The sequence below is a fragment of the Staphylococcus sp. T93 genome, from assembly GCF_016743875.1.
GTDB classification, from domain to species: domain Bacteria; phylum Bacillota; class Bacilli; order Staphylococcales; family Staphylococcaceae; genus Staphylococcus; species Staphylococcus aureus.
The window spans coordinates 905,840-930,125 of sequence record NZ_CP068247.1 but is presented as its reverse complement, the minus strand read 5'-3'; the positions used below and the strand labels follow the sequence as shown (position 1 = coordinate 930,125).

10 protein-coding genes and 1 other RNA gene (1 of these 11 only partly in view) are annotated in these 24,286 nt (G+C 33.9%); 10 read left to right on the top strand and 1 reads right to left on the bottom strand.

Annotation, left to right across the window (positions count from 1 at the left end; translation table 11 throughout):
- Positions 1-2: 2 nt before the first annotated feature.
- The 3 genes from rnpB (at position 3) to JG553_RS04385 (ending at position 2,152) form a co-directional block, all read left to right on the top strand.
- An RNA gene (gene rnpB / locus JG553_RS04395) (RNase P RNA component class B) lies at positions 3-382 on the top strand.
- Positions 383-590: 208 nt separating this feature from the next.
- Complete coding sequence (locus tag JG553_RS04390) at positions 591-1,736, top strand: THUMP domain-containing class I SAM-dependent RNA methyltransferase (protein WP_000487150.1); 1,146 nt, start codon at positions 591-593, stop codon at positions 1,734-1,736.
- Between the two features lie 83 nt (positions 1,737-1,819).
- Entirely contained in the window at positions 1,820-2,152 is a 333-nt protein-coding gene (locus JG553_RS04385; RefSeq protein WP_000516800.1) for a DUF4889 domain-containing protein, read from the top strand.
- A gap of 205 nt (positions 2,153-2,357) precedes the next feature.
- Here JG553_RS04385 and JG553_RS04380 read toward each other — a convergent pair whose 3' ends face one another.
- Positions 2,358-3,698: a PepSY-associated TM helix domain-containing protein gene (locus JG553_RS04380; RefSeq protein WP_000798980.1), complete on the bottom strand. Its 1,341-nt coding sequence runs from the start codon at positions 3,696-3,698 to the stop codon at positions 2,358-2,360.
- A 303-nt stretch (positions 3,699-4,001) separates the two neighbouring features.
- Here JG553_RS04380 and JG553_RS04375 point away from each other — a divergent pair, with 303 nt between their 5' ends.
- From JG553_RS04375 to ebh, 7 genes are all read left to right on the top strand, one after another.
- Positions 4,002-7,442 (top strand): dynamin family protein, encoded by a 3,441-nt coding sequence (locus tag JG553_RS04375; protein ID WP_000608521.1) that lies wholly within the window; start codon positions 4,002-4,004, stop codon positions 7,440-7,442.
- 19 nt (positions 7,443-7,461) lie between these two features.
- Positions 7,462-8,340, top strand: coding sequence for a 5'-3' exonuclease (locus JG553_RS04370; RefSeq protein ID WP_001133011.1), 879 nt, complete (start codon positions 7,462-7,464; stop codon positions 8,338-8,340).
- A 474-nt stretch (positions 8,341-8,814) separates the two neighbouring features.
- Positions 8,815-9,933, top strand: coding sequence for an alanine dehydrogenase (gene ald, locus JG553_RS04365; RefSeq protein ID WP_000959429.1), 1,119 nt, complete (start codon positions 8,815-8,817; stop codon positions 9,931-9,933).
- 94 nt (positions 9,934-10,027) lie between these two features.
- The gene (tdcB, locus tag JG553_RS04360) at positions 10,028-11,068 is read left to right on the top strand and encodes a bifunctional threonine ammonia-lyase/L-serine ammonia-lyase TdcB (RefSeq protein ID WP_000210828.1); all 1,041 of its coding nucleotides are present in this window, start codon (positions 10,028-10,030) and stop codon (positions 11,066-11,068) included.
- Between the two features lie 30 nt (positions 11,069-11,098).
- Entirely contained in the window at positions 11,099-12,421 is a 1,323-nt protein-coding gene (locus JG553_RS04355; protein ID WP_000064778.1) for an APC family permease, read from the top strand.
- 156 nt (positions 12,422-12,577) lie between these two features.
- Complete coding sequence (gene norB / locus JG553_RS04350; protein ID WP_000414685.1) at positions 12,578-13,969, top strand: multidrug efflux MFS transporter NorB; 1,392 nt, start codon at positions 12,578-12,580, stop codon at positions 13,967-13,969.
- Between the two features lie 397 nt (positions 13,970-14,366).
- Positions 14,367-24,286, top strand: the start of a protein-coding gene (gene ebh, locus JG553_RS04345) for a hyperosmolarity resistance protein Ebh (protein ID WP_001109324.1). The gene runs 18,688 nt beyond the window's last position; only the first 9,920 of its 28,608 coding nucleotides appear in the window; the start codon lies at positions 14,367-14,369; its stop codon lies off the right edge, out of view.

The window sequence follows — 24,286 nt, the reverse complement described above, 5'->3', positions numbered from 1 at the left end:
GATATTTTGGGTAATCGCTATATTATATAGAGGAAAGTCCATGCTCACACAGTCTGAGATGATTGTAGTGTTCGTGCTTGATGAAACAATAAATCAAGGCATTAATTTGACGGCAATGAAATATCCTAAGTCTTTCGATATGGATAGAGTAATTTGAAAGTGCCACAGTGACGTAGCTTTTATAGAAATATAAAAGGTGGAACGCGGTAAACCCCTCGAGTGAGCAATCCAAATTTGGTAGGAGCACTTGTTTAACGGAATTCAACGTATAAACGAGACACACTTCGCGAAATGAAGTGGTGTAGACAGATGGTTATCACCTGAGTACCAGTGTGACTAGTGCACGTGATGAGTACGATGGAACAGAACATGGCTTATAGAAATATCACTACTAGTTTAGCTCTCCTAGATGATGGAGAGCTTTTTTCATGAAAAGAACACTTAAAATTAACGCCTTGTCTTGATATAATGACACTGCCTTGTTTTAAAATAGTAAGCGGATGCGTTAATGTATCAGCGATTAAATTTGTTGGAAATGTATAAAAAACACAAGCTAAGAATAAAATACCTGTATAAAAGGAGAATCATATATGTTTCAATTACTTGCAGTTTGTCCGATGGGATTAGAAGCTGTTGTTGCTAGGGAAATTCAAGAATTAGGCTATGAAACAAATGTTGAAAATGGTCGTATATTTTTTGAAGGAGACGCAAGTGCAATTGTAAAGGCAAATTTATGGTTGCGCACAGCAGACCGAATCAAAATTGTTGTTGGACGTTTTAACGCAACAACGTTTGACGAATTATTCGAACAAACCAAAGCGCTCCCTTGGGAATCTATAATTGATAAAGAGGGTAACTTCCCAGTTCAAGGTAGAAGCGTTAAATCAACACTACATAGTGTGCCAGATTGTCAGGCGATAACTAAGAAAGCTATTGTTGAACGATTACGTCGCGCATATAACGAAAAAGGTTGGTTAAATGAATCAGGTGCCAAATACCCTGTTGAAGTTGCCATTTTAAAAGATAATGTATTATTGACTATCGACACATCAGGTTCTGGTTTGAACAGACGTGGTTATAGATTAGCACAAGGTGAAGCACCAATTAAAGAAACGTTGGCAGCAAGTTTAATCCGTCTTGCAAACTGGAAAGGTGATACACCTTTAATTGATCCATTTTGCGGTTCGGGTACAATAGCTATAGAAGCTTGTTTAATTGCTCAAAATATCGCACCTGGTTTTAATCGCGAGTTCGTATCAGAGCAATGGAACATCATGCCAGCAAATATTTATGATGATTACCGTGATGAAGCGGATAAGATGGCTGATTATGATAAAGAAATCGAAGTATATGCTTCTGATATCGATCCAGAAATGGTAGAGATTGCTAAGCGTAACGCTGAAGAAGTTGGGTTGTCTGATATTATTAAATTTAGTGTAAAAGATGTCAATACATTAACAATTGATACAGAAGAACCGGTGGCGTTAATTGGAAATCCTCCATATGGTGAACGTATTGGTGATCGTGAAGAAGTTGAAGAAATGTACCGTTATATTGGTAAACTAATGAAACAACATCCATTTTTATCTACATACATTTTAACAAGTAATAAAGAATTTGAATATTTAGTAGATCGTAAAGCAACAAAGCGACGTAAGTTATTTAATGGATATATAGAATGTACTTATTATCAATACTGGGGTAAAAAGACAGAACGTAAAACTATTGAAAACTAAAGTGTTTCTAATGCGTGACTAAAATTAGTAATAATTAAGTTCTCATGATAATAGGTATTTTTGAAAAATGGAGGAGTCTATAAATGGGTAAAAAAATGGGTCTAGGTTTATCTATTGCATTGGTTGTTATTGGTATTGCCGTTGTATGTTTAATGATTTTTTCTAGTCAAAAAACGACTTATTTTGGTTATATGAATAGTAATACAAATGCAGAAAAAGTTGTCAGTGAAAAAGATGGATTAGTCAAACATAATATCAAAGTAGAACCATCTAATGATTTCAAGCCGAAAAAAGGAGACTTTGTAAAATTAGTTTCTAAAGATGATGGGAAGACATTTTATAAACAAGAGATTGTTAAACATGATGACGTCCCACACGGTTTAATGATGAAAATTCACGACATGCATATGAATTAATAAAAAAGCATCTATAACGTAATTTTGAAGAAGTAGAGTTATCTTCTTATGCGTTTTAGATGCTTTTTTATCTTCAAATTCAAAAAATCGGACAGATAAAAAGTAAAAACTTTCCATCAGTACGATTTATTATAGAACCCGTTTTAAGTAATTAGAGAGACGAGAATCATTTTGTAAATTTCGTCAGTTCAAAACTTTAAGTGCATTATTGTTTAGCACGACGATCTTTAATATATAATATTAATTCAATTATAAATACAAGGATAAGTGATAATCCAAATAATGGCATTAATAATCCTAATACAATTAAACATATTATGAGTGATATAGATGCTGGTTTTTTTACGCGATGTGGTACTTTTACTGCAGTATTTTTTGTACGCTTTATCCAAGAGACAAACCCCATGCCAATGGCTACTAATAAAGCGATACATACAAATAAATTAATGATTTTATTTAAAATGCCGAATAAATGACCTTCGTGAAGCGGAATGCCCCATGTAAACCATTTAGCAATAATACCGTAGTCATCATATTTAATCGTACCTAGCTTTTTACCGCTATATTGATCGAAATAAAGTGTTTGTTCCTTGTATGGTGATACATCTAGCCCAGTAACACCTGAATTACTAGTATTAGATACAATAAAGGTACCATTTTTATCACTTGGATATACGATTGAAAACGGCTTTTTAATACCAGCTTTTTGCGCCTGTTCAACGACCTTATCAATAGATATTTGATAATCTAATTTGGTTTGAGGCATTGCTGCATTACCATGATGACCACTTGAACCTTTTTCGGATGAAGCTGGCTGTTTATTTTTACGTGTAGCCCAAGGTAATTCGTTCAAATCTGATTTAGGTGGATTAATCGCTAATTCACCTTGACCAAGGTCACCGTTTGTGTCCATCATACCGGCAATTTTACTGCCCATAAAACCAGACCATGGCAATCCAGTTAAGACTAATACAAATACTGGAATTGCAATGATAACTCCAATCATTGCGTGCCACTTTTGCCAACGAAGTGCCTTACTTTTGTTAGAAATTAAATGCTTCTTAATGAGTAAATAAGTACCAGATAAAATCATGAATATCATCCAACATGCGGTTAACTCTACTAAATAATTAATAATAGTATTTTCAGTAAACAAAGAACTATGTATACTTCGCATCACATTAGAATACGTATGTTTCGCATTTTGATCTGCAACAAATTGATTGTTATGATCTAGAAAGACGTAACGTTGATTTCCTGCCATATCACTCAGTGTAATTCGTTTGTTATATGGTTCATCAAGTATGCTAACTTTACTTACAAAGAATCCTTCATATTGTTGTTCAACTTGATGTACTGCATCATTTAATGTTTGATGCGTTTTTACATCACTGTCACCAAAAAACTCATTCTTATAAATATTATTTTCAACTTCTGGAAAGAACAAGTAACCAATGCCCGAAATGGTTAAAGTGATTAACAGTGGAGCAATAAATATTGCTGCATAGAAATGTAATCTTTGTAATGGATTAAATGTATTTTTCATATTTCCCTCCCAATTGGCTATTATACGGTGTCAATTCTGTGATGTGTGTGAACAAACTGTGACAATATTTATTTTCTAGAAAAATTTAACGATGATTTGTGATTTTTAGAAAAATGAACTTTTAAGTTGGAATGTTTGAAGAAAATTGATTATTCGTATGTTTTATCAAGCAGCTATGATAAAATTTAAACATAATACAATGCGAGCCATTTAACGATCTATGTTTAAATGGACATCGATATTGTATGAATTCGTTGTAACAAGCAAGCATTTCTATGTGAACGAACCAAAGGGGAAAGTAACATGATTAATAAAGAACAATTAGATCTTTTATATAAATTAAAAAAAGAAGTTGAAAAGTCGCGAAATGAAGCACTTTTACATACAATTAACCAAGTAATTAAGAAAGTATATTTGCAGCAATATACATGTTCGTTCGTTGGACATTTTTCTGCAGGTAAATCGACACTGATAAATTTATTAATTGAACAAGATATCTTACCAAGTTCACCTGTACCAACGACAAGTAATACTGCTATTGTGTCAGTTTCAGACAATCACGATATTATTGCTAATTTGCCGAATCAAACGTATGCCAAATTATCTAATTATGATGAAGTAAGGGAAATGAATCGCCAAAATGTCGACGTTGAATCTGTAGAAATTAATTTTCAATCAGCTAAATTTGAAAATGGGTTTACGTTGCAAGATACACCAGGTGTTGATTCAAATGTTGCATCACATCAGTCAATAACAGAACAATATATGTATACAAGTAATATGATATTTTATACGGTTGACTATAACCACGTTCAATCTGAACTTAACTTTAAGTTTATGAAGCATATAAATGATGTTGGAATACCTGTTGTGTTTATCATTAATCAAATTGACAAGCATCAAGACGATGAATTGTCATTCTCTACGTTTAAATCTCGAGTTGAAAAATCAATTGCAGATTGGGGTATTAAATTAGAACGCACCTTTTATGTATCTAAATTTGATCACCCTGAAAATGAACTTGAAGTATTATCAAGTTATCTAATTTCATTAGATCAACATAGAGAGACAATAGAGGATTATACATCAAGAACGGTTGAATACATTACCGAAGCTCAGCTAGATTACATTCAGTCTGAAATTCAGGAAGTACTAGAAGATTTAGGTATCGAAGAAGCGGAGTTTGAACAAGCATTTTTAAATAGTCAACAACATCAAGCAATTAGTGAAGAGGCACAACTTTTAAATAATCCAGATGAATTAATGGCATTTTTAAAGAATAAGCGTAAAAATATTTTAGAAAATGCATACATTATGCCGCATAATATGAGAGAAATGTTACGAAGTTATTTGGAAAGTATGTCTCAAGACTTTAATGTTGGCGGATTTTTTAATAAAAAGAAGAAAAAACTACAAATTCAACAACAGCGATTATTAACAGCGACAGATGCGTTACAAGAACATGTTAATCAACAAATTCGTCAACCAATGCGAGAAGATATGTCATTTGTTACGCGTTTTATCAATAAAAAAGAAGCTTCAGATAAAGTATTAAATCAGCATTATGACGTTAAGCCAGAAATGATTGAAGGTTTATATCAACCACAAACATCAATCAGCAATACTTATGTACTTACATTTTCAGACGAAGTGGTTAAAGCCATTAAGAAATATGTTGAACAACAATCAACACCAATTTTTAAAGAAATAATAGAAAATGTGCAGGCAGATGAATTACCAACAGAAGAAAGTGATGATTTAAAAGAATATCAACGTTATACAGAATTAAATGAGCTGCGTCAGTCATTGACGACTAAGAATTATCGTCACTACTATATTCATTTAGATGAATCTCTAGATAAATTAATAGGTCGACAAGAGACAACATATCAAGTGGCTACTGATAATGCTCAGGATAATCGTGATAATCAGCAGCTAAATCAAAATACAGCTACAACAAATATGTCTATAGATATTCAAAAAGCGCTTGATATAATTTCGGATGTGCCTTTGTTCAAGCGTACAAAGCAAGATATCCACGAAACATTAACACGTATAGATAATAAATTAATAAAAATAGGTGTATTTGGAACATTTAGTGCTGGTAAAAGTAGTTTGATAAATGCATTATTAGGCGAGCATATTTTAGTCAGTTCTCCAAATCCTACTACAGCAGCTACTACAGAAATATCTTATGGAGACGAGAGTTATATAACGCTAAAATCACAATCGCAATTATTAGATGAAATTAATGCAGTAGTTGAATACCAAGATATGTCTTATTCGACTATAGAAGACTTTATTAATTCAGATTTAGAAAAGTTAAAATCACATTTAAATAAAAATCAACTCGCTTTTATTCAGGCAGTTGAAAAACATTATAAATTGTATGTCAATATGTTGGAAAATGGAGAAAAACATGCCATTAATCAACAGGAATTGAAAAAGTGGAGTGCAGAAGATGAATATGCAACATTTGTTAAGACAGTACACATTGCATTAATGCATGATTGGTTAAAAGGTAAAATAATTGTTGATTCATTAGGGCTACACTCAAATAACCAAAGGCATACAAATGAAACCGAACAAATTTTAACTTCTTCAGACTTAATATTGTATGTAAGTTATTTTAATCATTCATTTACTGATAATGACAAAGCGTTTATAGAACACATGAAAGATATGAACCAGTTGAATGAAAACCAAGCATTTAAAATGGTAATTAATGCTGCTGATTTAGCAGAAAGTCAAGATGATCTTGAAGCAGTTGAAACATATGTATCAGATGCATTAAGACAAGTACACTTACAATCAGACATTTTTGCTGTATCAAGTCGAAATGCATTGCAAGCTGAAGATAAGGGCATTGATCAATTAAAACAAAGCATACAACAATTTGTTGATGTTGAATCTAAATCAATTTTAGAACAACAAATGATTCATCAGCTTCAACAAATGGATCGTTCTTATGTAGAGATGATTACAGAATTTGAAACAAATAAAGCTGATATTTCACGTCGCCAACAAAGGTTAACAGATTATAAAGATAAACAGCGTTTACAACATCAATTAATTGATGCGACGTTACAACATACAGACAACGAAGTTGAAGAACAAGTTTATCATTTAAATGCCCGTTTAAAACTACAACTACTTGACGATGTTAAATCAGTGTTTAATTCTCAAATGACGCAAAATAGTGATTTTAATGAAGAAAAGAAAGTGTCTACGAGAGTATACTTAGATCAAATTCATCAACGATTGTTTTTAGAGCAATCTTTAATTACAGAACGTATAAAAAAATACTTTAATAAGCAACTCACTGAGCAAATTGCACCAATCGTTCAACAATTAGCAGATTTACATGTCATTATTAATCCTCAGTTTAACTTTGAATCAGCTAATATAGAGCAACCATTATTGCACATCGATTTCAACGATATGCTAAATGCATTGCCTAAACAATTAACAAAACGTAAAATTTTGAATCCAAATGGGCAAAGAGATATACATGAATCAATTTGTCAAAGTACGTTAGGATTATTACAACCACAAATGGGATTATTGAGGCAACAGCTTGAATTATATGTAAAGCAAATGGCTGTAGAAGCTGAATCGCAATTTGAAAGTTTTGAAGCTAATATTCAAACGCAAATAAACGATTTATTAGCATTTGATTTAGATACAACACTTATCAATCAATTGAAAGATAAACATCAACAACTGAAAACTATTTTATATTAAGAAAGAAGGAACGTTTTAAATGCCTAATAAAATATTACTTGTAGATGGTATGGCGCTATTATTTAGACATTTCTATGCTACAAGTCTTCATAAACAATTTATGTACAATTCACAAGGTGAACCTACAAATGGAATACAAGGATTTGTGCGTCATATCTTTTCGGCAATACATGAAATACGCCCTACACATGTAGCTGTATGTTGGGATATGGGACAATCAACTTTTAGAAATGATATGTTTGATGGTTATAAGCAAAATCGTTCTGCACCACCAGAAGAATTGATACCACAATTTGATTATGTTAAAGAAATTTCAGAGCAATTTGGCTTTGTAAATATTGGCGTTAAAAACTATGAAGCGGATGATGTTATAGGTACATTAGCACAACAATATTCAACTGATAACGATGTCTATATTATTACGGGCGACAAAGATTTACTGCAATGTATTAATGACAATGTTGAAGTTTGGCTAATTAAAAAAGGTTTTAACATTTATAATAGATATACATTACATCGTTTTAACGAAGAATATGCCCTTGAACCACAACAACTAATCGATATTAAAGCGTTTATGGGTGATACAGCAGATGGATATGCGGGTGTTAAAGGTATTGGCGAGAAAACGGCTATTAAGTTAATTCAGCAATATCAAAGCGTTGAAAATGTGGTTGAAAACATTGATGCATTATCAGCTGGGCAACGTAATAAGATTAATGACAATTTAGATGAACTATATTTATCGAAGCGACTGGCTGAAATTCACACACAAGTACCAATTGATAGTGAAGCGCTTTTTGAGAAAATGTCATTTGCAACAACGCTTAATCATATTTTATCAATTTGTAACGAACATGAATTACATGTTTCAGGAAAATATATTTCATCCCATTTTTAAAAAGTATAAGATTTTATGAAAAATTAAACCAATTAAGTATAAAAAGACTATTTCTATCGATACAAGGTAGAAATAGTCTTTTTGCGTATTTGGATATGTCAGAGTGAATAAATAAGCCGAATTTTGATAGATACATATTTGATTAATCAATAGAGTATAAAGAATTATATTTCATCCAAATAAATTACCATACACTACAAAATAGTACAGTTACAACTTTATTAATCTAAAAAACATATTTGATTAATTAGTTTTTGAGTCAATGTATTAATACAACTATAAATCAAATGGAGTATAAGAAATAAATATAGTGGTATAATTGCACATAATATTTAAGAATAAGAATAATATATTAAATATTTATTAACAAATTATAGATAAAATATGAATAATTAATTAATGGTATTTACATATTCATAACCAAAGGATAAAATAATTGTGAAATTATTCACAAATGAAAGAGGAGTGTTGCAAATGTTAGTTGCAGTAGTCAAAGAATTAAAACAAGGTGAAGGACGTGTAGCTTGCACACCCGAAAATGTGCGTAAGTTAACGGATGCAGGACATAAAGTAATTGTTGAAAAAAATGCTGGCATTGGTTCAGGATTTTCTAACGATATGTATGAAAAAGAAGGCGCTAAGATCGTAACTCACGAACAAGCATGGGAAGCTGATCTTGTTATCAAAGTAAAAGAACCTCATGAAAGCGAATATCAATATTTCAAAAAGAATCAAATTATCTGGGGATTTTTACATCTAGCATCTTCAAAAGAAATAGTAGAAAAAATGCAAGAAGTTGGTGTAACTGCGATTAGTGGTGAAACCATTATAAAAAATGGAAAAGCAGAATTATTAGCGCCAATGAGTGCTATAGCAGGTCAACGCTCAGCAATTATGGGAGCTTACTACTCTGAAGCACAACATGGTGGTCAAGGTACTTTAGTGACTGGTGTACATGAAAATGTGGATATACCTGGTAGTACATATGTGATTTTCGGTGGTGGAGTAGCAGCAACAAATGCAGCAAATGTTGCCTTGGGACTAAATGCTAAAGTAATCATTATCGAGTTAAACGATGACCGCATTAAATATCTTGAAGATATGTATGCAGAAAAAGATGTCACAGTAGTCAAATCAACACCAGAAAATTTAGCAGAACAAATTAAGAAAGCAGATGTATTTATTTCTACAATTTTAATTTCAGGTGCGAAACCGCCAAAATTGGTTACTCGTGAGATGGTTAAATCAATGAAAAAAGGTTCAGTATTAATCGATATAGCTATTGACCAAGGTGGAACTATTGAAACAATTAGACCAACTACAATTTCTGATCCAGTGTATGAAGAAGAAGGTGTGATTCATTATGGTGTACCAAATCAACCAGGAGCAGTCCCAAGAACTTCAACAATGGCATTAGCACAAGGAAATATTGATTATATATTAGAAATTTGTGACAAAGGCTTAGAACAAGCAATTAAAGATAATGAAGCCTTAAGTACTGGTGTAAACATTTACCAAGGACAAGTGACAAATCAAGGATTAGCTTCATCACATGACCTAGATTATAAAGAAATATTAAATGTTATCGAATAGATAGTAATTTAAATGAAATTGAGTGAAATGAATATTTTAAATATAGCATTATAGTTTGGACTAAAAATTTACAAAACGGAAGGATGTAATTATTATGACAACCAACACAGTTACATTACAAACAGCACATATTGTAAGTTTAGGAGATATCGAAGAAGCTAAAGCAAGCATTAAACCATTTATTCGTCGAACACCTCTAATTAAATCAATGTATTTAAGCCAAAGTATAACTAAAGGGAATGTATTTCTAAAATTAGAAAATATGCAATTCACAGGATCTTTTAAATTTAGAGGCGCTAGCAATAAAATTAATCACTTAACAGATGAACAAAAAGAAAAAGGCATTATCGCAGCATCTGCTGGGAACCATGCACAAGGTGTTGCTTTAACAGCTAAATTATTAGGCATTGATGCAACGATTGTAATGCCTGAAACAGCACCACAAGCGAAACAACAAGCAACAAAAGGCTATGGGGCAAAGGTTATTTTAAAAGGTAAAAACTTTAACGAAACTAGACTTTATATGGAAGAATTAGCGAAAGAAAATGGCATGACAATCGTTCATCCATATGACGATAAGTTTGTAATGGCAGGCCAAGGAACAATTGGTTTAGAAATTTTAGATGATATTTGGAATGTGAATACAGTCATCGTACCAGTTGGCGGTGGAGGATTAATTGCAGGTATTGCCACCGCATTAAAATCATTTAACCCTTCAATTCATATTATCGGTGTTCAATCTGAGAATGTTCATGGTATGGCTGAGTCTTTCTATAAGAGAGATTTAACTGAACATCGAGTGGATAGCACAATAGCAGATGGTTGTGATGTAAAAGTTCCTGGTGAACAAACATATGAAGTAGTTAAACATTTAGTAGATGAATTTATTCTTGTTACTGAAGAAGAAATTGAACATGCTATGAAAGATTTAATGCAGCGTGCCAAAATTATTACTGAAGGTGCAGGCGCATTACCAACAGCTGCAATTTTAAGTGGAAAAATAAACAATAAATGGCTTGAAGATAAAAATGTTGTTGCATTAGTTTCAGGCGGGAATGTTGACTTAACTAGAGTTTCAGGTGTCATTGAACATGGACTGAATATTGCAGATACAAGCAAGGGTGTGGTAGGTTAAAACATTTAATCTTAAAAATGAGGTGTAATTATGTCAAATGGTAAAGAATTACAAAAAAATATAGGTTTCTTCTCAGCGTTTGCTATTGTTATGGGGACAGTTATTGGTTCAGGAGTATTCTTTAAAATATCAAACGTAACAGAAGTAACAGGAACAGCAGGAATGGCCTTGTTTGTATGGTTCCTAGGCGGCATCATTACCATTTGTGCGGGGTTAACAGCAGCAGAACTTGCTGCTGCAATCCCTGAAACAGGTGGCTTAACGAAGTATATAGAATATACATACGGTGATTTCTGGGGCTTCCTATCAGGTTGGGCGCAATCATTTATTTATTTTCCAGCTAACGTAGCAGCATTGTCTATCGTATTTGCGACACAGCTAATTAATTTATTCCATTTATCTATAGGTTCGTTAATACCAATAGCAATCGCATCTGCGTTATCTATTGTGTTGATAAATTTCCTAGGTTCAAAAGCAGGCGGAATTTTACAATCAGTTACTTTAGTAATTAAACTGATTCCAATCATCGTTATTGTAATTTTTGGTATTTTTCAATCTGGAGATATCACTTTTTCATTAATTCCAACTACAGGTAATTCAGGAAATGGCTTCTTTACAGCAATTGGTAGTGGTTTATTAGCAACTATGTTTGCATATGATGGTTGGATTCATGTAGGAAATGTTGCGGGGGAACTTAAAAATCCTAAACGCGATTTACCTTTAGCGATTTCAGTTGGTATCGGTTGTATTATGGCTGTGTATTTATTAATTAACGCTACATTCTTATTAACGTTGCCAATAGAACTACTTGCTGGTAATTTAAATGCAGCTTCAGATACATCAAAAATATTATTTGGTGAAAATGGCGGTAAGATTATTACAATCGGTATATTAATTTCTGTTTATGGTACGATCAATGGCTATACTATGACTGGTATGCGCGTACCATATGCAATGGCTGAAAGAAAATTATTGCCATTTAGCCATTTATTCGCAAAATTAACAAAATCTGGCGCACCATGGTTTGGCGCAATTATACAACTTATAATCGCTATCATCATGATGTCAATGGGAGCATTTGATACAATTACAAATATGTTAATCTTTGTTATTTGGTTGTTCTATTGTATGTCATTTGTTGCGGTAATAATTTTAAGAAAACGTGAACCAAATATGGAACGACCATATAAAGTACCGTTATATCCGATCATACCTTTAATTGCTATTTTGGCAGGATCATTTGTATTAATTAATACACTGTTTACACAATTTATATTAGCAATCATTGGAATTCTAATAACAGCACTTGGTATACCAGTTTATTACTATAAAAAGAAACAAAAAGCAGCATAAGGTAAGATAACTAGCATTGAGAATAAATGGATGGACTACTAATAAATTTAAAGTTTTACACATTAAAATCAAAAACCATTCAATTATTCTATGGAACAGACAAATTTCTGTTATGGAATTTGTCTGTTTTTCAAAAGTATAGGGAGGCAAATAGAGATGGAAAAGCCGTCAAGAGAGGCATTTGAAGGCAATAATAAGTTGTTAATAGGAATTGTTCTAAGTGTAATAACGTTTTGGCTATTTGCACAATCATTGGTTAATGTTGTACCAATACTTGAAGATAGTTTCAATACAGATATTGGAACGGTTAATATCGCCGTTAGTATAACTGCTTTATTTTCAGGAATGTTTGTAGTAGGAGCAGGTGGTCTTGCTGATAAATATGGCAGAATTAAACTCACGAACATTGGTATTATCTTAAATATATTAGGTTCATTATTAATCATTATTTCAAATATTCCTTTATTACTTATTATAGGAAGATTAATTCAAGGACTTTCAGCAGCATGTATTATGCCTGCAACTTTGTCTATTATTAAGTCATATTACATTGGGAAAGATAGACAACGCGCTTTAAGTTATTGGTCAATTGGCTCATGGGGCGGCTCTGGTGTTTGTTCATTTTTTGGAGGTGCAGTTGCAACGCTTTTAGGTTGGCGTTGGATTTTCATCCTATCAATTATAATTTCATTAATTGCACTGTTTCTTATTAAAGGCACACCTGAAACTAAATCTAAATCGATTTCTCTAAATAAATTTGACATTAAAGGTCTGGTTCTTTTAGTCATTATGCTCCTCAGTTTAAATATTTTAATTACTAAAGGATCAGAATTAGGTGTAACCTCACTTCTTTTTATTACTTTATTAGCTATTGCAATTGGATCTTTTAGTTTATTTATAGTTCTTGAAAAGCGTGCTACAAATCCTTTAATCGATTTTAAATTATTTAAAAATAAAGCTTACACAGGTGCAACAGCTTCAAACTTTTTGTTAAATGGTGTTGCAGGAACATTAATAGTAGCCAACACATTTGTTCAAAGAGGTTTAGGATATTCTTCATTGCAAGCAGGAAGTTTATCAATCACTTATTTAGTAATGGTACTAATTATGATTCGTGTTGGTGAAAAGTTACTTCAAACACTCGGATGCAAGAAACCAATGTTAATTGGAACAGGAGTTCTTATTGTCGGAGAATGTCTCATTTCATTAACTTTCTTGCCAGAAATATTCTATGTCATTTGTTGTATTATAGGTTATTTATTCTTTGGTTTAGGACTAGGGATATATGCTACACCATCAACAGATACAGCAATTGCAAATGCACCGTTAGAAAAAGTAGGCGTTGCTGCAGGTATCTATAAAATGGCTTCTGCATTAGGTGGAGCATTTGGCGTCGCATTGAGTGGTGCAGTATATGCAATCGTATCAAATATGACAAACATTTATACAGGTGCAATGATTGCATTATGGTTAAATGCAGGTATGGGAATATTATCATTCGTTATCATTTTGTTACTTGTGCCTAAACAAAACGACACTCAATTATGATAATTGAGAATTAAATTGAAATCATACAAGTCGCTACAATATTAAACAAAAATATAAACCGATTCTTATGTGTCATTATTTTAAATGAACATAGGGATTGGTTTTTTATTACTCTTTTACGCTACTTTATTTATAATTATTATAAATTGTCACAAATTCAATTTACCTTACAATATATTTTGTGTTATTATATTCTGGAGCATAAATAAATTGTTCAACACATAGTTGTAATGTGTTTCAATACTTTTTGGATAGATTGCGAAATTGTATTGAATCGTCATCGTTTTAAATTTTTAAATGAGAATGGAATGAGCATTACAATACACAAGCAATCAAAAGTAAATACATTCACAACACAACAGAGACATAACAACAAGATAAGGAGTGAACAATAGCTGTGAATTATCGTGATAAAATTCAAAAGTTTAGTATTCGTAAATATACAGTTGGTACATTTTCAACTGTCATTGCGACATTGGTATTTTTAGGATTCAATACATCACAAGCACATGCTGCTGAAACAAATCAACCAGCAAGCGTGGTTAAACAGAAACAACAAAGTAATAATGAACAGACTGAGAATCGAGAATCTCAAGTACAAAATTCTCAAAATTCACAAAATGGTCAATCATTATCTGCTACTCATGAAAATGAGCAACCAAATATTAGTCAAGCTAATTTAGTAGATCAAAAAGTAGCGCAATCATCTACTACTAATGATGAACAACCAGCATCTCAAAATGTAAATACAAAGAAAGATTCGGCAACGGCTGCGACAACACAACCAGATAAAGAACAAAGTAAGCATAAACAAAACGAAAGTCAATCTGCTAATAAAAATGGAAACGACAATAGAGCGGCTCATGTAGAAAATCATGAAGCAAATGTAGTAACAGCTTCAGATTCATCTGATAATGGTAACGTACAACATGACCGAAATGAATTACAAGCGTTTTTTGATGCAAATTATCATGATTATCGCTTTATTGACCGTGAAAATGCAGATTCTGGCACATTTAACTATGTAAAAGGCATTTTTGATAAGATTAATACGTTATTAGGCAGTAATGATCCAATAAACAATAAAGACTTGCAACTTGCATACAAAGAATTGGAACAAGCTGTTGCTTTAATTCGTACAATGCCTCAACGTCAACAGACTAGCCGACGTTCAAATAGAATTCAAACGCGTTCGGTTGAGTCAAGAGCTGCAGAGCCTAGATCAGTATCAGACTATCAAAATGCAAATTCATCATATTATGTTGAAAATGCTAATGATGGTTCGGGCTATCCTGTTGGTACATATATCAATGCTTCTAGTAAAGGGGCGCCATATAATTTACCAACTACACCATGGAATACATTGAAGGCCTCTGACTCAAAGGAAATTGCTCTTATGACAGCGAAACAAACTGGAGACGGGTACCAATGGGTTATTAAGTTTAATAAAGGACATGCTCCACATCAAAATATGATCTTTTGGTTTGCATTACCAGCAGACCAAGTGCCAGTAGGAAGAACTGACTTTGTAACAGTTAATTCAGATGGAACAAATGTACAATGGAGTCATGGAGCAGGAGCAGGTGCAAATAAACCACTTCAACAAATGTGGGAATATGGAGTAAATGATCCTCATCGTTCACATGACTTTAAAATAAGAAATAGAAGTGGCCAAGTAATATATGACTGGCCAACTGTCCATATTTATTCTTTAGAAGATTTATCTAGAGCGAGTGATTATTTTAGTGAAGCTGGAGCGACACCTGCTACTAAAGCTTTTGGTAGACAAAATTTTGAATATATTAATGGTCAAAAACCTGCTGAATCACCGGGTGTTCCTAAAGTTTATACTTTCATCGGTCAAGGTGATGCAAGTTATACAATTTCATTTAAAACACAAGGTCCAACTGTTAATAAATTGTACTATGCAGCAGGTGGGCGTGCTTTAGAGTACAATCAATTATTTATGTACAGTCAACTATACGTCGAATCAACGCAAGACCATCAACAACGTCTTAATGGTTTAAGACAAGTGGTTAATCGTACATATCGCATAGGTACAACTAAACGTGTAGAAGTGAGTCAAGGAAATGTACAAACGAAAAAGGTATTAGAAAGTACAAACCTAAATATAGATGATTTTGTTGATGATCCTTTAAGTTATGTTAAGACGCCGAGTAATAAAGTGTTAGGATTTTATTCGAATAATGCAAATACTAATGCTTTTAGACCGGGTGGAGCCCAACAATTAAATGAATATCAATTAAGTCAATTATTTACTGATCAAAAATTACAAGAAGCAGCAAGAACTAGAAACCCAATAAGATTAATGATTGGTTTCGACTATCCTGATGCTTATGGTAATAGTGAAACTTTAGTTCCTGTTAACTTAACGGTATTACCTGAAATCCAACATAATATTAAATTCTTTAAAAATGACGATACTCAAAATATTGCTGAAAAACCATTTTCAAAACAAGCTGGGCATCCAGTTTTCTATGTATATGCAGGTAACCAAGGGAATGCTTCCGTGAATTTAGGTGGTAGCGTAACATCTATTCAACCATTACGTATTAATTTAACAAGTAATGAGAATTTTACAGATAAAGATTGGCAAATTACAGGTATTCCGCGTACATTACACATTGAAAACTCGACAAATAGACCTAATAATGCCAGAGAACGCAATATTGAACTTGTTGGTAACTTATTACCAGGGGATTACTTTGGAACGATACGTTTTGGACGTAAAGAACAATTATTCGAAATTCGTGTTAAACCACATACACCAACAATTACAACGACAGCTGAGCAATTAAGAGGTACAGCATTACAAAAAGTGCCTGTTAATATTTCGGGAATACCGTTGGATCCATCGGCATTGGTTTATTTAGTTGCACCAACAAATCAAACTACGAATGGTGGTAGTGAGGCAGATCAAATACCATCTGGTTATACGATACTTGCGACTGGTACACCTGATGGGGTGCATAATACAATTACTATACGACCGCAAGATTATGTTGTATTCATACCACCTGTAGGTAAACAAATTAGAGCAGTAGTTTATTATAATAAAGTAGTTGCATCTAATATGAGTAATGCTGTTACTATTTTGCCAGATGACATTCCACCAACAATCAATAATCCTGTTGGAATAAATGCCAAATACTATCGAGGCGACGAAGTCAACTTTACAATGGGTGTCTCTGATAGACATTCTGGTATAAAAAATACAACTATTACGACATTGCCGAATGGTTGGACATCAAATTTAACAAAAGCGGATAAGAATAATGGCTCATTATCTATTACAGGTAGAGTGAGTATGAATCAGGCATTTAACAGTGATATTACATTTAAAGTGTCAGCGACAGACAATGTCAATAATACGACAAATGATAGTCAATCTAAACATGTTTCAATTCATGTAGGTAAAATTAGTGAAGATGCTCATCCGATTGTATTAGGAAATACTGAGAAAGTTGTAGTAGTCAATCCGACTGCTGTATCTAATGATGAAAAGCAAAGCATAATTACTGCCTTTATGAATAAAAACCAAAATATAAGAGGATATTTAGCATCAACTGATCCAGTAACTGTCGATAATAATGGTAATGTCACATTACATTACCGTGATGGCTCATCGACAACGCTTGATGCTACAAATGTGATGACATACGAACCAGTTGTGAAACCTGAATACCAAACTGTCAATGCTGCTAAAACAGCAACGGTAACGATTGCTAAAGGACAATCATTTAGTATTGGTGATATTAAACAATATTTTACTTTAAGTAATGGACAACCTATTCCAAGTGGCACATTTACAAATATTACATCTGATAGAACTATTCCAACTGCACAAGAAGTTAGTCAAATGAACGCAGGCACGCAGTTATACCATATAACTGCTACAAATGCGTATCATAAAGATAGTGAAGACTTCTATATTAGTTTGAAAATCATCGATGTGAAACAACCAGAAGGCGATCAACGTGTATATCGTACATCAACATATGATTTAACTACTGATGAAATCTCAAAAGTAAAACAAGCATTTATTAATGCAAATAGAGATGTAATTACGCTTGCCGAAGGTGATATTTCAGTTACAAATACACCTAATGGTGCTAATGTAAGTACTATTACAGTAAATATTAATAAAGGTCGATTAACGAAATCATTCGCGTCAAACCTAGCTAATATGAATTTCTTGCGTTGGGTTAATTTCCCACAAGATTATACAGTGACATGGACGAATGCAAAAATTGCAAACAGACCAACAGATGGTGGTTTATCATGGTCTGATGACCATAAATCTTTAATTTATCGTTATGATGCTACATTAGGTACTCAAATTACGACGAATGATATTTTAACAATGTTAAAAGCAACAACTACAGTGCCTGGATTGCGAAATAACATTACTGGTAATGAAAAATCACAAGCAGAAGCTGGCGGAAGACCTAACTTTAGAACGACTGGTTATTCACAATCAAATGCGACAACTGATGGTCAACGTCAATTTACGTTGAATGGTCAAGTGATTCAAGTGTTAGACATCATCAACCCTTCAAACGGTTATGGTGGGCAACCTGTTACAAATTCAAATACTCGTGCAAACCATAGTAACTCAACTGTTGTTAACGTAAACGAACCGGCAGCTAATGGTGCTGGCGCATTTACAATTGACCACGTTGTAAAAAGTAATTCTACACATAATGCAAGTGATGCAGTTTATAAAGCACAGTTATACTTAACGCCATATGGTCCAAAACAATATGTTGAACATTTAAATCAAAATACAGGAAATACTACTGACGCTATTAACATTTATTTTGTACCAAGTGACTTAGTGAATCCAACAATTTCAGTAGGTAATTACACTAATCATCAAGTGTTCTCAGGTGAAACATTTACAAATACTATTACAGCGAATGATAACTTTGGTGTGCAATCTGTAACTGTACCAAATACATCACAAATTACAGGTACTGTTGATAATAACCATCAACATGTTTCTGCAACGGCACCAAATGTGACATCAGCAACTAATAAGACAATCAATTTATTAGCAACTGATACAAGCGGCAATACAGCTACAACTTCGTTCAATGTAACAGTGAAACCTTTGCGTGATAAATATCGAGTTGGTACTTCATCAACGGCTGCTAATCCTGTGAGAATTGCCAATATTTCGAATAATGCGACAGTATCACAAGCTGATCAAACGACAATTATTAATTCGTTAACGTTTACTGAAACAGTACCAAATAGAAGTTATGCAAGAGCAAGTGCGAATGAAATCACTAGTAAAACAGTTAGTAATGTCAGTCGTACTGGAAATAATGCCAATGTCACAGTAACTGTTACTTATCAAGATGGAACAACATCAACAGTGACTGTACCTGTAAAGCATGTCATTCCAGAAATCGTTGCACATTCGCATTACACTGTACAAGGCCAAGACTTCCCAGCAGGTAATGGTTCTAGTGCATCAGATTACTTTAAGTTATCTAATGGTAGTGACATTGCAGATGCAACTATTACATGGGTAAGTGGACAAGCGCCAAATAAAGATAATACACGTATTGGTGAAGATATAACTGTAACTGCACATATCTTAATTGATGGCGAAACAACGCCGATTACGAAAACAGCAACATATAAAGTAGTAAGAACTGTACCGAAACATGTCTTTGAAACAGCCAGAGGTGTTTTATACCCAGGTGTTTCAGATATGTATGATGCGAAACAATATGTTAAGCCAGTAAATAATTCTTGGTCGACAAATGCGCAACATATGAATTTCCAATTTGTTGGAACATATGGTCCTAACAAAGATGTTGTAGGCATATCTACTCGTCTTATTAGAGTGACATATGATAATAGACAAACAGAAGATTTAACTATTTTATCTAAAGTTAAACCTGACCCACCTAGAATTGACGCAAACTCTGTGACATATAAAGCAGGTCTTACAAACCAAGAAATTAAAGTTAATAACGTATTAAATAACTCGTCAGTAAAATTATTTAAAGCAGATAATACACCATTAAATGTCACAAATATTACTCATGGTAGCGGTTTTAGTTCGGTTGTGACAGTAAGTGACGCGTTACCAAATGGCGGAATTAAAGCAAAATCTTCAATTTCAATGAACAATGTGACGTATACGACGCAAGACGAACATGGTCAAGTTGTTACAGTAACAAGAAATGAATCTGTTGATTCAAATGACAGTGCAACAGTAACAGTGACACCACAATTACAAGCAACTACTGAAGGCGCTGTATTTATTAAAGGTGGCGACGGTTTTGATTTCGGACACGTAGAAAGATTTATTCAAAACCCGCCACATGGGGCAACGGTTGCATGGCATGATAGTCCAGATACATGGAAGAATACAGTCGGTAACACTCATAAAACTGCGGTTGTAACATTACCTAATGGTCAAGGTACGCGTAATGTTGAAGTTCCAGTCAAAGTTTATCCAGTTGCTAATGCAAAGGCGCCATCACGTGATGTGAAAGGTCAAAATTTGACTAATGGAACGGATGCGATGAACTACATTACATTTGATCCAAATACAAACACAAATGGTATCACTGCAGCATGGGCAAATAGACAACAACCAAATAACCAACAAGCAGGCGTGCAACATTTAAATGTCGATGTCACATATCCAGGTATTTCAGCTGCTAAACGAGTTCCTGTTACTGTTAATGTATATCAATTTGAATTCCCTCAAACTACTTATACGACAACGGTTGGAGGCACTTTAGCAAGTGGTACGCAAGCATCAGGATATGCACATATGCAAAATGCTACTGGTTTACCAACAGATGGATTTACGTATAAATGGAATCGTGATACTACAGGTACAAATGACGCAAACTGGTCAGCTATGAATAAACCGAATGTGGCTAAAGTCGTTAACGCAAAATATGACGTCATCTATAACGGACATACTTTTGCAACATCTTTACCAGCGAAATTTGTAGTAAAAGATGTGCAACCAGCGAAACCAACTGTGACTGAAACAGCGGCAGGAGCGATTACAATTGCACCTGGAGCAAACCAAACAGTGAATACACATGCCGGTAACGTAACGACATACGCTGATAAATTAGTTATTAAACGTAATGGTAACGTTGTGACGACATTTACACGTCGCAATAATACGAGTCCATGGGTGAAAGAAGCATCTGCAGCAACTGTAGCAGGTATTGCTGGAACTAATAATGGTATTACTGTTGCAGCAGGTACTTTCAACCCTGCTGATACAATTCAAGTTGTTGCAACGCAAGGAAGCGGAGAGACAGTGAGTGATGAGCAACGTAGTGATGATTTCACAGTTGTCGCACCACAACCGAACCAAGCGACTACTAAGATTTGGCAAAATGGTCATATTGATATCACGCCTAATAATCCATCAGGACATTTAATTAATCCAACTCAAGCAATGGATATTGCTTACACTGAAAAAGTGGGTAATGGTGCAGAACATAGTAAGACAATTAATGTTGTTCGTGGTCAAAATAATCAATGGACAATTGCGAATAAGCCTGACTATGTAACGTTAGATGCACAAACTGGTAAAGTGACGTTCAATGCCAATACTATAAAACCAAATTCATCAATCACAATTACTCCGAAAGCAGGTACAGGTCACTCAGTAAGTAGTAATCCAAGTACATTAACTGCACCGGCAGCTCATACTGTCAACACAACTGAAATTGTGAAAGATTATGGTTCAAATGTAACAGCAGCTGAAATTAACAATGCAGTTCAAGTTGCTAATAAACGTACTGCAACGATTAAAAATGGCACAGCAATGCCTACTAATTTAGCTGGTGGTAGCACAACGACGATTCCTGTGACAGTAACTTACAATGATGGTAGTACTGAAGAAGTACAAGAGTCCATTTTCACAAAAGCGGATAAACGTGAGTTAATCACAGCTAAAAATCATTTAGATGATCCAGTAAGCACTGAAGGTAAAAAGCCAGGTACAATTACGCAGTACAATAATGCAATGCATAATGCGCAACAACAAATCAATACTGCGAAAACAGAAGCACAACAAGTGATTAATAATGAGCGTGCAACACCACAACAAGTTTCTGACGCACTAACTAAAGTTCGTGCAGCACAAACTAAGATTGATCAAGCTAAAGCATTACTTCAAAATAAAGAAGATAATAGCCAATTAGTAACGTCTAAAAATAACTTACAAAGTTCTGTGAACCAAGTACCATCAACTGCTGGTATGACGCAACAAAGTATTGATAACTATAATGCGAAGAAGCGTGAAGCAGAAACTGAAATAACTGCAGCTCAACGTGTTATTGACAATGGCGATGCAACTGCACAACAAATTTCAGATGAAAAACATCGTGTCGATAACGCATTAACAGCATTAAACCAAGCGAAACATGATTTAACTGCAGATACACATGCCTTAGAGCAAGCAGTGCAACAATTGAATCGCACAGGTACAACGACTGGTAAGAAGCCGGCAAGTATTACTGCTTACAATAATTCGATTCGTGCACTTCAAAGTGACTTAACAAGTGCTAAAAATAGCGCTAATGCTATTATTCAAAAGCCAATAAGAACAGTACAAGAAGTGCAATCTGCGTTAACAAATGTAAATCGTGTCAATGAGCGATTAACGCAAGCAATTAATCAATTAGTACCTTTAGCTGATAATAGTGCTTTAAAAACTGCTAAGACGAAACTTGATGAAGAAATCAATAAATCAGTAACTACTGATGGTATGACACAATCATCAATCCAAGCATATGAAAATGCTAAACGTGCGGGTCAAACAGAATCAACAAATGCACAAAATGTTATTAACAATGGTGATGCGACTGACCAACAAATTGCCGCAGAAAAAACAAAAGTAGAAGAAAAATATAATAGCTTAAAACAAGCAATTGCTGGATTAACTCCAGACTTGGCACCATTACAAACTGCAAAAACTCAGTTGCAAAATGATATTGATCAGCCAACGAGTACGACTGGTATGACAAGCGCATCTATTGCAGCATTTAATGAAAAACTTTCAGCAGCTAGAACTAAAATTCAAGAAATTGATCGTGTATTAGCCTCACATCCAGATGTTGCGACAATACGTCAAAACGTGACAGCAGCGAATGCCGCTAAATCAGCACTTGATCAAGCACGTAATGGCTTAACAGTCGATAAAGCGCCTTTAGAAAATGCGAAAAATCAACTACAACATAGTATTGACACGCAAACAAGTACAACTGGTATGACACAAGACTCTATAAATGCATACAATGCGAAGTTAACAGCTGCACGTAATAAGATTCAACAAATCAATCAAGTATTAGCAGGTTCACCGACTGTAGAACAAATTAATACAAATACGTCTACAGCAAATCAAGCTAAATCTGATTTAGATCATGCACGTCAAGCTTTAACACCAGATAAAGCGCCGCTTCAAACTGCGAAAACGCAATTAGAACAAAGCATTAATCAACCAACGGATACAACAGGTATGACGACCGCTTCGTTAAATGCGTACAACCAAAAATTACAAGCAGCGCGTCAAAAGTTAACTGAAATTAATCAAGTGTTGAATGGCAACCCAACTGTCCAAAATATCAATGATAAAGTGACAGAGGCAAACCAAGCTAAGGATCAATTAAATACAGCACGTCAAGGTTTAACATTAGATAGACAGCCAGCGTTAACAACATTACATGGTGCATCTAACTTAAACCAAGCACAACAAAATAATTTCACGCAACAAATTAATGCTGCTCAAAATCATGCTGCGCTTGAAACAATTAAGTCTAACATTACGGCTTTAAATACTGCGATGACGAAATTAAAAGACAGTGTTGCGGATAATAATACAATTAAATCAGATCAAAATTACACTGACGCAACACCAGCTAATAAACAAGCGTATGATAATGCAGTTAATGCGGCTAAAGGTGTCATTGGAGAAACGACTAATCCAACGATGGATGTTAACACAGTGAACCAAAAAGCAGCATCTGTTAAATCGACGAAAGATGCTTTAGATGGTCAACAAAACTTACAACGTGCGAAAACAGAAGCAACAAATGCGATTACGCATGCAAGTGATTTAAACCAAGCACAAAAGAATGCATTAACACAACAAGTGAATAGTGCACAAAACGTGCAAGCAGTAAATGATATTAAACAAACGACTCAAAGCTTAAATACTGCTATGACAGGTTTAAAACGTGGCGTTGCTAATCATAACCAAGTCGTACAAAGTGATAATTATGTCAACGCAGATACTAATAA